Source organism: Actinosynnema sp. NPDC053489 (assembly GCF_044544865.1).
Lineage (GTDB): Bacteria > Actinomycetota > Actinomycetes > Mycobacteriales > Pseudonocardiaceae > Actinosynnema.
In genome coordinates this window covers 211,424-225,157 of sequence record NZ_JBITXT010000014.1, presented here as the reverse complement: position 1 = coordinate 225,157, position 13,734 = coordinate 211,424, and the positions used below count along the sequence as shown (strand labels likewise).

The window sequence follows — 13,734 nt, the reverse complement described above, 5'->3', positions numbered from 1 at the left end:
CAAGCCGCCTCCACCCTCCAAAACGGCGGCGTCATCCTCATGCACGACGGCTACCAGACCACCATCAACGCCATCCCCCAGATCGCCGCCAACCTCGCCTCCCGCAACCTCTGCGCCGGCATGATCAGCACCACCACCGGCCGCGCCGTCGCACCCACCGACACCCCACCCGGCACCACCACCACGACCACGACGTCCACCACGACGTCCCAGCCGGGCACCGGTTCGTGCACCGCGACCTACCGGACGACCCAGCAGTGGGGCGACCGCTTCAACGGCGAGGTGACCATCCGGGCCGGCGCGTCGGCGATCAGCAGCTGGACCGCCACCGTGACCGTGCGGTCGCCGCAGAAGGTCTCGTCCACCTGGAACGGCACGCCGAGCTGGGACTCCACCGGCAACGTGATGACGATGAAGCCCGCCGGCAACGGCAACCTGGCCGCGGGCGCCGCCACGACGTTCGGCTTCACCGTCATGGCGAACGGCCAGTGGGCCTCGCCGACGGTCACCTGCCGGACCCCGTGACGCGTGCCGGTGCGCCCCGCACAGCGAGGTGCGGGGCGCACCGGCACGCCCCTCCCCCGCCGATCGGCCGACCCGGCCGCTCCCTCGGTAAGCTGCCGGCGCACTCCCGGAAAAAAGTTCGGCGGGTGTGTCGATCCACGGCCCGGCCCGTTCGACCCAGGGGTGACGGGGTCCGAGAGAGGGCCCGGACGACTGCCAGGGAGAGCGGACCATGAAGTACATGCTGATCATGCGCGCCACCGACGAGGCGTTCGCGAGCATGGCGAACACCGACTTCGACCAGATGCTGGAGACCGTCGGCAGGTTCAACGACGAGCTGATCCGGGCGGGCGTGCTGGTCGCCGCGGAAGGGCTCGCCGATGCCGAGGAGGGCGTGGTGGTCGACCACTCCGCCGAGCCGCCCGTGATCACCGACGGCCCGTACGGCGAGACCAAGGAGCTGTTCAACGGCTTCTACATCCTCAACGTGGCCTCCAAGGAAGAGGCCGTCGAGTGGGCCAAGCGGCTCCCGATCACGGGTGCCGGCTTCAAGACCGAGGTCCGCCGGGTCCCCACGATCGACGAGTTCCCGCAGGACAACGAGTGGATCCGGAAGGAGCGCGCGTGGCGGGAAGCGAACGGCCAGCTCTGAGCGGGACGACGGCCGGCGACCCGACGGGTCGCGGCGCCGTCGCCGCCGTCTGGCGGATCGAGTCGGCGCGGATCGTCGGCGCGCTCGCGCGCTACACCGGCGATTTCGCGCTGGCCGAGGACCTCGCCCAGGAGGCGCTGGCCGAGGCGCTGGTGAACTGGCCGCGCGACGGGGTGCCCCGCAACCCGTCGGGGTGGCTGCTCACCGTCGGCAAGCGGCGCGCGATCGACGCGTTCCGCAGGCGCTCCGCGCTCGACGAGAAGTACGCCGTCCTCGCCCGCGACCTGGGCGAGGGCGGCGCCGTCACGGGCGGCGGGGCCGGCTCCGCGCGCCACGGCGACGATGTGCTGTGGGACCCGGACCAGATCGACGACGACGTGCTGGCGCTGATGTTCATCTCGTGCCACCCCGTGCTGTCGAAGGAGGCCCGGGTGGCGTTGACGCTGCGCGTGGTCGGCGGTCTGACCAGCGACGAGATCGCCAAGGCGTGCCTGGTGCCGACGGCGACCGCGCAGGCGCGGATCACGCGGGCGAAGAAGGCGCTCGGCGCGGCGGGGGTGCCGTTCGCGGTGCCGACGGCCGAGGAGCGGACCGCGCGGCTCGGCTCGGTGCTCAACGTCATCTACCTGATCTTCACGGAGGGGTCGACGGCCAGCTCGGGCGACGACCTGATCCGGTTCGACCTCGCGGGCGAGGCGCAGCGGCTGGCCCGGGTGCTGGCCAGGCTCGTGCCCGACCAGCCCGAGGCGCACGGGCTGCTCGCGCTGCTGGAGCTGACCGCGGCCCGCTTCCCCGCGCGCACCCGCCCGGACGGCGAACCCGTGCTGCTGGAGCACCAGGACCGCCGCCGCTGGGACCACGCGGCGATCCGCCGGGGACGCGCGGCGCTGGCGCGGGCCGAGCAGGCCGGCCGCGGGCTGGGCGCTTACGGCCTCCAGGCGGCCATCGCCGAGTGCCACGCCGTCGCGCCCTCGGTCGAGGAGACGAACTGGGAGCGGATCGTCCTGCTGTACGAGGCGCTCGGCCGGCTCGCGCCCTCGCCGGTGGTCGACCTGAACCGGGCGGTGGCGGTGTCCATGGCGCGCGGCCCGGCCGCCGCGCTGCCGATCGTGGACGGGCTCGCCGGTTCCGACCTGCTCGCCAACTCCCACCTGCTGCCCAGCGTGCGCGGCGAGCTGCTCGTCCGCCTCGGTCGGGCGGACCAGGCGCGGGTCGAGCTGGAGCGGGCCGTGCTGCTGTGCGGCAACGAGCGGGAACGGTCGGTGCTGGAGCGCAAGATCGCCGACCTCACGGCATCGCGCTGAGGATCATGCCGTTCCACCAGTAGCCGAGCTGGTCGAGCGCGTCCGGGTCGAGCGCGGTGGACGACCGCAGCACACCCGTGGTGGAGGTCCTGCTGTCGACCCACCAGACCTGGCCGACGCCGTCGGCGACGAAGCACGTCGTGTACTCGCCGGGCAGCGGTTGGCTCTCCGGCCGGTAGTAGAGGGCGTAGTGCGCGGGGCGGGTCAGGGGCCGGCAGCCGCCGGACTCGTCCTCGCGCGGGATGCCCCTGGCGTCGACCAGGGCCTTGAAGTGGGCGTCCTGCGCGGCCCGGTCGGCGAACAGGTGGAACACCGCCTGGTCCGGGGGCGGGAACCGGAAGTGCGCCGAGTTGGCCTTCGCGCAGGTGACCGTCGCGGCGACGCCGGCGGCGGACGGGGACGGCACGCAACCGGCGTTGCCGCGGTAGGCACCGGGCAGCCGGTCGAGCAGCGTGGTGACCTGTGGGTCCACCGCGGTCGTGGTGGTCAGGGGAACCTTCGTGAGGGTCGGCTTCCCGGCGGTGGTCGTCTTGGTGACGGTGGTGGGGGTGCCGTCGGCGAGCGGGCCACTCTGCCGCCAGTTCACGGCCCAGACCAGCACCACCGCCACGAGCCCCAAGGCCACCGCGCCGGCGACGACCGGGGCGCGGGCGGTCGACCGGGCTCGCCCCTCGGGCCGCGACCGAACCGGCGACGGGACGAGTGGTGGGGGCGCGGACGGGGACGGCACCGGCTGTGATGCGGCCGGCGACCCGTGATTCGGCGCTGCGGGATTCGGGGCCGCGGGATTCGGTGCTGCGGGGTGGACCGGTGCGAGGTGGACCGGTGCGGGACGGGGCGGTGTGGGTGGTCTGGGGGCGGGCGTCGGTGGTGGTGCGTCGACCGCCCGCGCGGCGGCCGCGGCCAGGGCGCCCGCGGTCGGGAAGCGGTGCGCGGGGTCCTTGGCCATGCCCTGCCGGATCACCTCGTCCAACGCGCGCGGCACGGCCGGGTTGGTGGCCGAGGCGGCGGGTGGCGGCTGTTGGAGGTGCGCCCAGAGCAGGGCGGCGGCGCTGTCGGTCTCGAACGGGCGGCGGCCGGTCACGCACGCGTGCAGCACGCAGGCCAGGGCGTAGACGTCGGAGCGGCCGTCCACCGGTCCGTCACCGATCCGCTCGGGCGCCAGGTAGTCGAGCGTGCCGATCACCGCGCCCGACGCGGTGAGGTCCGTGCCGGCCGGCACGACGCTCCGCGCGATGCCGAAGTCCACCAGGTACACGAAGTCGTCGGGCGTCACGAGGACGTTCGAGGGCTTGACGTCCCGGTGCACCAGCCCGTCGGCGTGCGCCGCGTCCAGCGCGCCCGCCACCTGGGCCACGACCCGCACCGCCCGCGCCGGGTCGAGCGGGCCGTCCGCGAGGACCTCGGCCAGGTCCCGGCCCTCGACCAGCCGCATGTCGAGGTAGAGCCGGCCGTCGATCTCGCCGAACGCGTGGATCGGGATGACGTGCGGCTCGCGCAGCCGGGCCGCGATCCGCGACTCGCGCCGGAACCGGGCGCGGAAGTCCTCGTCCTCGGCGTGCCCGGCGGAGAGCCGCTTCAACGCCACCACGCGGTCGTGCGCCGTGTCGTACGCGCGGTGCACCTCGCCCATGCCACCGCGGCCCACCAGCTCACCGACACGATAGGGCCCGAACGCCTCCGCCATGACTCCCCCGGCTCGACCACCACGCCACTGCCTGACCGACGCGGATCACCGGCGAAGGGTTCCACGGACGTCGACGCGGTCGCGGCGCGGGTGCCGGCCCTAGGGCTTGCCCTTGCCCGGCGCCTTGCCGGGACCCTTGTCGACGACCTTGCCCTTCTCCTTGCCCTCTTCCTTGCCGCGGGCGGGTGCGGGCTTCTCCGCCGGACCGGCCTGCCGCTGGTCGGCGACCACCACCGGCGGCGGCGTGGTGGTCGCCTCCGCGGTGGTCACCGGGACCTCCGCCGACGTCGTCGGGCTCTGCGAGGTCGTCACCGACGGCGCGGGCTCCACCGGCGCGGACGTCGCCGGCGACGACCCGGGCGTCACCGCCCACACGATGCCCAGCGCGCCGACGAGGCCCGCAGCGGAGGCGGCGAGCGCCTTGACCCGCCGGTGCGGCCGGCGCGCGGCGACCAGCGTCTGCTCCTCGGACCCGCGGGCGTCGAAGTCGTCGTCGAACTCCAGCACGTCGGCCGGCGGCTCACCGGTGCGCAGCACGTGGGCGCACTCCCGGGCGGTCGGGCGGCGGCGGGCCGTCAGCGACGTCGCCAGCGACAGCAGGCGCACCAGGTCGGCGGGCAGGTCGTCCGGCACGGTGGGCCGGCGGTGCAGGCGGGCCACCGCGGACTCCACGTCACCGCCCGGGTACTCGCGGCGGCCGGTCAGGCACTCCAGCAGCACCAGCCCGAACGAGTACACGTCGGCGGCCGGGCCGATCTCGCCGCCCCGGACCTGCTCCGGCGACAGGTAGGCCGCGGTGCCGACGAGCTGGTCGGTGCGGGTGAAGCGGGTGGTGTCGGCCAGGTGCGCCAGCCCGAAGTCGGCCAGGAACGGCGTGCCGTCGTCGTCCAGCAGGATGTTGGACGGCTTGACGTCCCGGTGCACCACGCCCCGGTCGTGCACGTAGGCCAGGGCGTCGGCCAGCCGTGCGCCCAGCACCCGCACCTCCTCCACCGGCAGCGGGCCCTCGGCGATCCGCTCGCGCAGCGTGCACCCCTCGATCAGCTGCAGCACCACGAACGACGTGCTGTCGCTGGTACCCGCGTCGTAGACGGCCACGAGCCCGGGGTGCGAGAGCCGGGCCAGCGTGCGGGCCTCGTTGTCGAACCGCCGGGCGGCGTCGGCGTCCGCCGTGGGGTGGAACACCTTCACCGCGACCGGGCGTCCCAGCAGGGTGTCCCACCCCCGGCGCACCTCGGCCATCCCACCGATGCCCAGCGTGCCGGCCAGCCGGTAGCGACCGGCCAGGAGTCCGCCACTCACAGGAAGCGACACCGCGAACACCCTTCGGGCGTGGGGACACAGGACATCCTCAAGTGCCCGATGGCCGCCCGCGGCAAACCCACGACCTTCGGGTTGCCCGCGCGAGGGCGGATTTCCCGTCCCCGCTGGACCGAATGGCCGTTCGGCCGTCCGAAAGGGCACCCGTTCGCCGGAAACGCCCGAACGTCGCGCTGAGTAACTTCCTGTGCACGGTCCCTGCCGTTGATCGACCCACGAGAGGTGGAAGATCATGAACCGTGCCGTGAGAAGACTGATCACCCTGGCGAGCGCCCTCACCCTGTCGCTGGTCACCCTGCCGGTGGCGCAGTCCACCGCCTCGCCCGGCGCGTACTGGACGCCGGAGCGGATGCGCGCCGCCGTCCCGCTCGACCTGCGCACCGCGCCGCCCTCCGCGCTGCGCCTCACCGTCCCCACCGGCGAGCCCACCACCGTCGCACCGCTGGCCTTCCCCAACGGCGGCAGCGCGTGGACCGGCGGCGGTTCCGTCGTGAGCACGGCGGGCCGGGTGTTCTTCACCTACCAGGGCCGCAACGCCTCGTGCAGCGGCAACGCCGTGACCAGCGCGAACAAGAGCACGGTCATCACGGCGGGGCACTGCGTGAAGCTCGACGGCGCCTACCACACCAACGTCGTGTTCGTGCCGGCCTACAACAACGGCAACGCGCCCTACGGCACGTGGGCCGCGCGGACCACGCTCGCCACCCCGCAGTGGCACGCGAGCGAGGACATCAACTACGACATCGGCGCGATCGTCGTCGGGCAGCTCAACGGCCAGTACCTCACCGACGTGGTGGGCGCGCAGGGCATCGGGTTCAACCTGCCGAAGGCCGACAACACCTACGCGTTCGGCTACCCGGCCGCCGCGCCGTACGACGGCACGAAGCTCGTCTACTGCAGCGGTCGCACGTTCAACGCGCTGATCAGCAACGGCATCGGGCTGACGTGCGACATGACCGGTGGCGCGAGCGGCGGCCCGTGGCTGCGCGGGTTCTCCGAGGCGACCGGCACCGGCACGCTCAACTCCGTGAACAGCTACAAGATCAACCTGTTCCCGAACTGGATGTTCGGCCCGTACTTCGGCGCGGACGCGCAGAACCTCTACAACCAGGCCCAGGCCGCCTGAGCGCGCGGTGGCGGGCCGGGCACCACCCGGCCCGCCACCGATCCCCACCTGATCGGGTGAGACACTGCGCACCCGTCGACGTCCAGGGGGGACGACCATGCTGTCGCAGGCCACGAACGTGCTCCACATGCACCAGAAGGTCACCTTGATGGTGAACCGGTACGAGGTCTTCGCCGACCACAACGGCGAGCCGGGCCCGCTCGTCGCGTTCGTCGAGCAGAAGCGGCTGGCGTTCAAGGAGCAGGTGACGATCTTCACCGACGCGGGCAAGGGCCACGTGCTCGCGGGCTTCCGGGCGCGCAAGGTGATCGACCTGGGCAGCGGCTACGACGTGACCGACGGCGCCGGGCGGCCGATCGGCCTGTTCCGCAAGGACTTCGGCCGGTCGCTGACCAACTCCACCTGGCACCTCGACCAGCCGGGCGCGCCGACCGCCACGGGCACCGAGCGCAACCAGGGCGTCGCGGTCCTGCGCCGCCTGTGGAACTTCCTGCCGTTCGTCAACGACCTGCCGTTCCCGTTCCGCTACCACTTCGACTTCACCCGCGACGGCCACCCGGTGTTCAGCGTGGACAAGAAGACGTGGGTCCGCGACCACTACCTGATCCGGATCAGCGACCCCCACGTCGACCGCCGCCTGGTGATCGCCCAGGCCGTCGCCTTGGACGCCCTCCAGTCGCGCTGACCGCCGCTCCGACCGGACCCGCTCAGGTGCGTCGCACGCCCGACGGCCACGTGACGAGAACGTCGCGGCCGAGTTCCCGGGCCCGCGCGACGGCGTCGGCGGTCCCGCCGGGACCACGGGCCGGTTGGCCGTCCCAGACCGCCACCAGCAGCTCGCAGTGCTCCACGACGAAGTGGCCCGCCGCCAGGTAGGCCGGCTCGTCCGACCGGTCGAAGTCCAGTTCGACGACCTCGTTCGCGACGGCGAGCAGTTGGCGGTACCCGGTCAGCCCGGCACCGCTGAAGGTGGTGTCGTAGTCGCGTGCCGGGATCACCGCGTGCAGCGTGCCGCCCGCCTCCAGCACGAGCCGCGCGAACAGCTGGTCGGCGCCCTCGGCGAGGCTCGTCATGCCGATGACCGGTCCCGACCGGCGGTCCAGGAGGTCGCGGATCTCGCGTTCGGCGTGCGCCCGCGCCGCCTCGGGCAGGATCCGGTGCCCGCTCACCCCGATGACCATCACAAGTACCCGCGGCTCGCCATCTGCCAATAGTGCCTGCCCAACGGGGTGAGCCGGCAGCTCAAGCCCAACATCGCGGCGTAGTACATGTGCTGGTGGCCGACCGGTTCCACGAGCTTGTTCGCCCGGCACACCTGCAACTGCCCGAAAACGGCCTCGTGCTCCGGGTGGGGAGGCAGGTCCGACCGCGACTTGTCGGGCTCGTAGGTGGGGTCGAGCGGCAGTTCGTGGTCCGGGGTCGGGAACCAGGTGGGCAGCCGCCGCAGCGTCTCCAGCGGCACGGACGGCTTGCAGCGGCGCAGGTCGTGCAGCCGGTCGACGTTGGTCTTCACCGTGGGGCGCTGGTCCCAGGGGCCGAAGCTCTCCGTCAGGTAGGCGTACAGGCCGGCCACGGTGACGTGCCCGAGGACGTCGGCCGCACCACCGTCGAGCGCGCCCTCCAGGTGGAAGGAGAACACGCCACGTCCGCCGTCCTCCGCGGACACCTGGTCGCCGCGGCTGGCGGTCAGGATCGACACGCCGGTGCGCAGCAGGGCCGACCTGCTGTCCAGCAGGGCCACCGACCCGGCGCCACCGGAGAAGCAGCAGTCCAGGATCACCACCACGTCCTTGACCGGCGACCCGGCGATGAGTTCGAGGACCTCGCCGAACCGCACGCCGAGCACGTCGCCCTGGCCGTCGGTGGTGGTCAGCACCACGTCGCCGTTGACCTCCACCCCGTGCCCGGCGAAGTAGAGCAGGGCGAAGTCCGCGCCGTCCGCGAGCAGCGCCCGCACGCCGTCGAGCACTTGCCGCCTGGTCACGGCGCGGGTCAGGAGCTTGCAGTGGAAGTTGAGCGTGCCATCCTCGTTGCGGGTGAACAGCGGGTGCAGCGCTTTCGCGTCGTTCTCGCACCCGTGGAGGTCCCGGTGGTGGTCGTAGTGGTCGATCCCTACCAACAACGCGCGCTTCATCGCCGCCCCTTCGGTGCGGTCGGCCACCGCGTTCCCGGTGGACGCTTCCTCCGCTCCGGCGGAGTCGCCCCGTGAGGCTACGCCGGTGTCCGGTGTCCTCGAACAAGCCGAGCGTTCCGCACTTCCGTTGTCGGGAGCCGAAAACCGCGACGGGTGGCGTAACGGCACCCGGTCGAACGGCGATTCACCGAGCACCGACCGGGGGTCCGGATTCGCCACCAAGGGGAGCTGAAGGTGTCCACGGACGATCGCGGCCCCGAACCGGTCCTCGTGCTCGCGGCGGAACCCGACCTCCCCGTGGCCGAGGTGATCGCCCGCGGGCTGGCCGACCTGGGCGTCCGGACCGCGCTCTCCACCGGACCCGACGCCGTGCCGACGCGGGTCGTCGTGCTGCTGTCCACGGCGGCGGCTCGCGATCCGTCGTGGCGGGCAAGGGTCGAGCGCGTCCTCGACTCCCGGCTGGTCCCCGTCCAGCTCGACGAGGTGGACCCGGCCTCGGTGCCCGAAGCCGTCTCGGCGCCGAACTGGGTGCGGTGGAGCGCGGCGGGCGCACTCCACGCCAAGGCGGCCGTCTTCGCGGCGCTGCACTCGGACATGACGCGGTACGCGCGCCACCGCGTGCTCAGCGCGCGGGCGAACGCCTGGCAGGCCCGCGGTCGGCCCGACCACCTGCTCATCGACTCCCCCGCAGCGGCGCGGCAGGCGGTTCAGCACGTGGTGGACGCCGAGCACGACGCGCTCGCCCGCCCCACCGACGTGGTCCGCGACTTCGTCACCGCGTCCTCGCACCTGACCGCGAAGTCGACGCGGAGCCGCACCCGCCGGTGGGCGGTCCGGCTGGCCGCGGTCGTGGGCGCGGTCGCCGTGGTGGTGGGCGTGGTGACCGTCATCCGCGCGGGCGTGAAGGTCAACAACCTCCAGTTCTCCGGCACGACCATGCCGTGGATGCTCGAAGAGCGGCCGGACCGGATCGCGATGCTGTCCGCCGCGCTGCTGCTGCAGGGCGACGGCCCGGTGGAACAGGTCGCCCACCAGACCGCGCTGGACGCGCTCGCCCAGCCGTGGTCGCACGGTCTCATCGGAGCCGCCCACCCCTCGGCGATCATCGGCGCGGCGCTCGACCGCGGTGGTGGTCGCACGGTGACGCTCGACAGCGCCGGCACGGTGACGTTGTGGGACAACGGGTCGCTGGCGGTGCTGTGGCGCGAAGCCGTCGACGGCAGCGCGGGCAGCGGCGCCCTCGGAGCGTCGGGCGACCTGGACCGCATCGCCGTGAGCGCCGGCACGACCCTGCACCGGATCACCGCGCGACCGTGGCACGACGACCCGGTGACGCTGCCCGCCGAGGCCTTCCAGGTGGTCGTGGGAGCCCGGGTCGTGGTGGCGCGCGTCGGCGAGGGTGAGCTGGTCACCGCGCCGTTCACGGGCGGCGGGGTGGGCGGCCGTCAGGTCTACGACCGGGTGCTCGACCTGCGGCGGTCCTCCGACGGCGAGGTCCGCGCGCTGGTCCGCACCGGGGACGAACTGCTGGTGGTCGACCCGGTGGCCGGCCGGGAGCTGACCCGGGCGACGTGGCCCGCCCCGCCCTTCGAGTACGGCGCGGTCGACCCCGACAGCGGCGCGGTGTTCGTCACCGGGGCCGACCGGCAACTGCACCACGCGCCGGACGGCGCGGCGTTCCGCCCGACCGGCCAGGCGGTCGCCGACGTGCTCGACCTGCTGGAAGCCCTGCCCGACGGCCGGGTGGCGTTCGGGAGCCGCGAGTTCGGCGTGCGGGTGTTCGACGTGCGGCCGGGCGTGCGGGTCGGCGAGCTGTGCCGCGGCGTGATGTCGGTCGAGGAAGTGGTCGTGGCGGCCGACGGCGACGTGGTGGGGTGCCTGGACTACCTCGTGGTCGACCTGTGGTCGACCCGGGCGCTGAGCCCTCTGACGCGTCCGCCGGACAACGTCGTCGGGGCCTCTTCGGCTCCGTCCGCGACCGACGGCGGTCTGTCGGCCACCGGTGACGGTGCGGGTGCGGTCACCATCACCGAGGACGGGCGCGAGTGGCGGCTCCAGCCCGTGAGCAGCGCGGTGACCGCCGTGTCCGTGCACGCCGCGTCGCGCTCGGTGCTGGTCTCCTCCGACACGGGCAGCGTGGTGCAGCTCGCCGTCACCGCCGCCGGGCCGGTGAGCCTGGGCCGGTGGGCCGTGCCCGACCGGTCCGGGGTGACCGGGGTCGGGTGGCGGCCGGACGGGCGCCAGCTCGTCGTGTCCACGCGCTCCGGCGCGGTGTGGACGCCGCCGGGCTGCCGCAGCTGCGAGCGGGCGGACGTCGTCGTGAACCAGGTCCGGGACCGCCTGCCGGGTTGCTACACCGAGAACCAGATCGAGTACCTGGACGACGTCAGCCGCGCCCGCCTGGACGTCCACGCCTGCGAGCGCTCACCGGACGAGTAGGGGCACGATGAAGGAAGCGTTCCTGTCGTACGCGCGCGTCGACGCCGAAGCGGTGGGCCGGCTGACCGCTCACCTGGACCGGCTCGGCATCTCGCACTGGGTGGACCAGCGCGACATCCCCGTGTCGGTGCCGTGGCTCGAAGAGGTCCGCGAGGCCATCCGCGGCGCCGAGCTGTTCGTGGTGTGCGAGTCCTTCGCCTGGTACGGGTCGGAAGCGTGCCGGATCGAGCTGATCACCGCCGAGGAGCTCGGCAAGCGGGTCGTCCACGTCGACGTGGAGGACCACTCGCCCGTCGCCTCGGCCGCCACGATCGCCGACGCCCGCTCGCGGCTGGACGACCTCGACCGCGCGCACACCCAGTTGCTCGTCCGCAGCGCCGCGTGGGACCGGGCCGACCGCAAGTCCGACGACCTGCCCGGCGGCGCGCTGCTGCGGGCCATGCGCCGGGTGCTCGCCGCGCAGACCCGGCCGCTGACGCCCGAAGCCCGCGACTTCCTCACCACGGCCACCCGCCGCCACCGGCGCCGGCTGGCCCTGCGGGCAGTCGGCCTGCCCGTGCTCGCGTTGGCCCTGGTCACCGCGTCGGTCTTCGCCGGGGCGCAGCGCAAGCAGGAAGAGAGGTTCGCCGAAGCCTCGGCGGCGTTCGCCGACATCGCGGCGGTGGACCGGGCCACCGAGGCCGATCCCTACGCCGGCCTGCGCGCCGCAGTGGACCTGGTCGGGTCCGGCAACCGGGGTTTCATGGCGCTGACGGTGCTGCAACGCGCGCTCGACGTCGTGGTCCCGGACGAGTCGACCGAGGTGCCGGGCGCGGAAGTCGTGGGCTTCCGCACAGGTCGCGTCGCCTCCGCGCCGGAGGTAGTCACCCGTGATGGCACCGTGTCCACCGGTGGTTCCGGTTGGGGTGTCGCCCTGTCCGCCGTGGCGACCGGTGACGACGGGCGGGTGGCCGTCGCGTCGACTGAGGGCGGGCCCGCCGCCGTGGTGGACGGTGCGCCGGTCCGGCCACCCTGCGCCGGTGCCGCCTACGCCGTGTCCGCCTCCGGCCGGACCGTCGTGACTCTCGACGGCGGTGAGGCGTGCGTGTGGGAGCCGGACAGCGGGCGCGTGCGGCGGTGGTCGACCGGGGTTGGGCCGGGCGGGGCGCCCGCGGTGACGGACCGGTTCGTCGTCGTGGGGTCACCGTCGGGTGAGCTGGCCGTGTTCACCGTCGAGGGCGACCGGGTGGCGGTCGAGCGAGGTCCGGCCGTCACGCGCGTCACCACGACCTCGGACGGCAGCCGGATGGCGGTCGCCCGGGAGGGCTCCGGCCTCGTGGAGGTCCGCGCCGTCGGGACCGCGGCCCTGCACCGGGTCGTGCCGGCGGCGGCGCCGGTGCGGGCGATCGGGTTCTCCCCCGACGGTCGCACCCTGGCGATCGGGTTCGGGGCGTCGGTCCAGTTGACCGACGTGGCGAGCGGCGAGGTCAAGACCCGGTTGCGCGGCGGCTTGGGCGAGGTCCGGGCGCTCGCCTGGTCGGCTGATGGCAAGCGGGTGTGGGCAGTGGCCGGCGCCCACCGGGTGACCGGCTGGACGTGGCAGCTCGGTCGCCGGGTCGTGGACGACCCGACGACCTGGTTCGTGGCGCTGTCACCACCCGACGGCGAGGGCAGGCTGATCGCCACCACCAGGACCGGTGCGCTGGTCTCGCTGGACGCCGCGCGCTCCACGGCCGGCACCCTCGCGCAGACGAGCGCGAACGAGGTCGTCACCTCTTCCGTCTCGGCCGACCACGACCTCGTCGCGCTGGCCGCGCGAGAGGTGATCACGTTCTTCGACCTGCACTCGCGAACGGAACGGGTGGCGCCCGTCGAGGGGTGCTCACCGACCTCCACCGCGTTCGGACCGGACGCGTCGCGGCTGTTGGTGGCGTGCTACGGCGGTGACCTGCGGTCCCTGGACGTCGGCACGGGCCGCGTCGTGGCGCGGCTCGGGTTGCCGTCCGGTGGCGCGAGCGCCGTGGCCGTCAGCCGGGCGGGCGAGGTCTACGTCGGCGACCTCGCCGGGAACCTCCACCAGACCGACCCCGGCCTGGGCGAGTCGCGCGAGATGAGGCCGCTGGGCGGCATCGCGCTGAGCGTCTGGCGGCAGATCTCGATCGCCGACGACGGCGACACCGTGCTGTTGACCGGTGACGGCACGGGACGCATCGGCCACGCGTTCGTGGGTCAGCGCGACGGCAACGGTGACTGGGGGTGGAACGCGGTCGACTTCCCCACCAGGCCGGGCCTGCAGTCCCGGGCGGCGGTGCTCACCCCGGACGGTGAACTGGCCGCTGTCGGGCTCTCCGACGGGACGGTCCACTTCTGGCTGACCCGCGACGGCGACCCGGGGCCGTCCCGCACGGAGGTCTCCGGCGGGGTGCGCGGCCTGGCGTTCTCGGGTTCCGAGGTCGTCGCGGTGACCAGGGAGGGCGTCGCGCACGTGCTGCCGGGGTGCTCGTCGTGCGGCGACATCACCGCCCTCGCGGAGCAGGCCGGGAAGCGCCTCGGCGCGGCCGAGGGGATGGGGCTCGTCCCGCGGTGAAG

Annotated in this window: 11 protein-coding genes; 7 read left to right on the top strand and 4 right to left on the bottom strand. The window is 73.7% G+C overall.

All coding sequences use genetic code 11. From position 1 onward, the window contains the following. The 3 genes from ACIGNX_RS28505 to ACIGNX_RS28495 all read left to right on the top strand — a co-directional run. On the top strand, positions 1-525 hold a 525-nt coding region (locus ACIGNX_RS28505), incomplete at its 5' end, for a cellulose binding domain-containing protein (protein WP_396543887.1). A 211-nt stretch (positions 526-736) separates the two neighbouring features. Beyond that, positions 737-1,156 (top strand): YciI family protein, encoded by a 420-nt coding sequence (locus tag ACIGNX_RS28500; RefSeq protein ID WP_396543886.1) that lies wholly within the window; start codon positions 737-739, stop codon positions 1,154-1,156. Then, positions 1,153-2,460 (top strand): RNA polymerase sigma factor, encoded by a 1,308-nt coding sequence (locus ACIGNX_RS28495; protein ID WP_396543893.1) that lies wholly within the window; start codon positions 1,153-1,155, stop codon positions 2,458-2,460. Before ACIGNX_RS28500 ends, ACIGNX_RS28495 begins: the two co-directional genes overlap by 4 nt. Here the strand turns inward: ACIGNX_RS28495 and ACIGNX_RS28490 are convergent. Next, a complete protein-coding gene (locus ACIGNX_RS28490; protein WP_396543885.1) occupies positions 2,444-4,147 on the bottom strand; it encodes a serine/threonine-protein kinase in 1,704 nt (567 codons plus the stop codon). The two genes, ACIGNX_RS28495 and ACIGNX_RS28490, sit on opposite strands and share 17 nt — an antisense overlap. Positions 4,148-4,246: 99 nt before the next feature. Then, positions 4,247-5,461, bottom strand: coding sequence for a serine/threonine-protein kinase (locus ACIGNX_RS28485; protein ID WP_396543884.1), 1,215 nt, complete (start codon positions 5,459-5,461; stop codon positions 4,247-4,249). Positions 5,462-5,699: 238 nt separating this feature from the next. On the opposite strand from ACIGNX_RS28485, the gene ACIGNX_RS28480 reads away from it, so the two are divergent. Together ACIGNX_RS28480 and ACIGNX_RS28475 are read left to right on the top strand one after the other, a co-directional pair. Further along, positions 5,700-6,593, top strand: coding sequence for a trypsin-like serine peptidase (locus ACIGNX_RS28480; protein WP_396543883.1), 894 nt, complete (start codon positions 5,700-5,702; stop codon positions 6,591-6,593). 97 nt (positions 6,594-6,690) lie between these two features. Then, the gene (locus ACIGNX_RS28475) at positions 6,691-7,278 is read left to right on the top strand and encodes a hypothetical protein (RefSeq protein ID WP_396543882.1); all 588 of its coding nucleotides are present in this window, start codon (positions 6,691-6,693) and stop codon (positions 7,276-7,278) included. Positions 7,279-7,300: 22 nt separating this feature from the next. Here ACIGNX_RS28475 and ACIGNX_RS28470 read toward each other — a convergent pair whose 3' ends face one another. Then, positions 7,301-7,762, bottom strand: coding sequence for a hypothetical protein (locus ACIGNX_RS28470; RefSeq protein WP_396543881.1), 462 nt, complete (start codon positions 7,760-7,762; stop codon positions 7,301-7,303). An 11-nt stretch (positions 7,763-7,773) separates the two neighbouring features. Beyond that, positions 7,774-8,727, bottom strand: coding sequence for a caspase domain-containing protein (locus ACIGNX_RS28465; RefSeq protein ID WP_396543880.1), 954 nt, complete (start codon positions 8,725-8,727; stop codon positions 7,774-7,776). 234 nt (positions 8,728-8,961) lie between these two features. Between ACIGNX_RS28465 and ACIGNX_RS28460 the strand changes: the two genes are divergently transcribed. Further along, positions 8,962-11,166 carry a hypothetical protein gene (locus ACIGNX_RS28460; protein WP_396543879.1) on the top strand — a complete coding sequence of 735 codons (2,205 nt, stop codon included), beginning with the start codon at positions 8,962-8,964 and terminating at the stop codon, positions 11,164-11,166. A 7-nt stretch (positions 11,167-11,173) separates the two neighbouring features. Next, positions 11,174-13,732, top strand: coding sequence for a toll/interleukin-1 receptor domain-containing protein (locus ACIGNX_RS28455; RefSeq protein ID WP_396543878.1), 2,559 nt, complete (start codon positions 11,174-11,176; stop codon positions 13,730-13,732). The last annotated feature ends 2 nt before the right edge of the window (positions 13,733-13,734 follow it).

Bases quoted from the DNA above. Each gene is read 5' to 3' on its own strand.
- ACIGNX_RS28475 (WP_396543882.1), top strand. From the start codon at position 6,691: ATGCTGTCGCAGGCCACGAACGTGCTCCACATGCACCAGAAGGTCACC.
- ACIGNX_RS28465 (WP_396543880.1), bottom strand. From the start codon at position 8,727: ATGAAGCGCGCGTTGTTGGTAGGGATCGACCACTACGACCACCACCGG.
- ACIGNX_RS28455 (WP_396543878.1), top strand. From the start codon at position 11,174: ATGAAGGAAGCGTTCCTGTCGTACGCGCGCGTCGACGCCGAAGCGGTG.
- ACIGNX_RS28500 (WP_396543886.1), top strand. From the start codon at position 737: ATGAAGTACATGCTGATCATGCGCGCCACCGACGAGGCGTTCGCGAGC.
- ACIGNX_RS28490 (WP_396543885.1), bottom strand. From the start codon at position 4,147: ATGGCGGAGGCGTTCGGGCCCTATCGTGTCGGTGAGCTGGTGGGCCGC.
- ACIGNX_RS28480 (WP_396543883.1), top strand. From the start codon at position 5,700: ATGAACCGTGCCGTGAGAAGACTGATCACCCTGGCGAGCGCCCTCACC.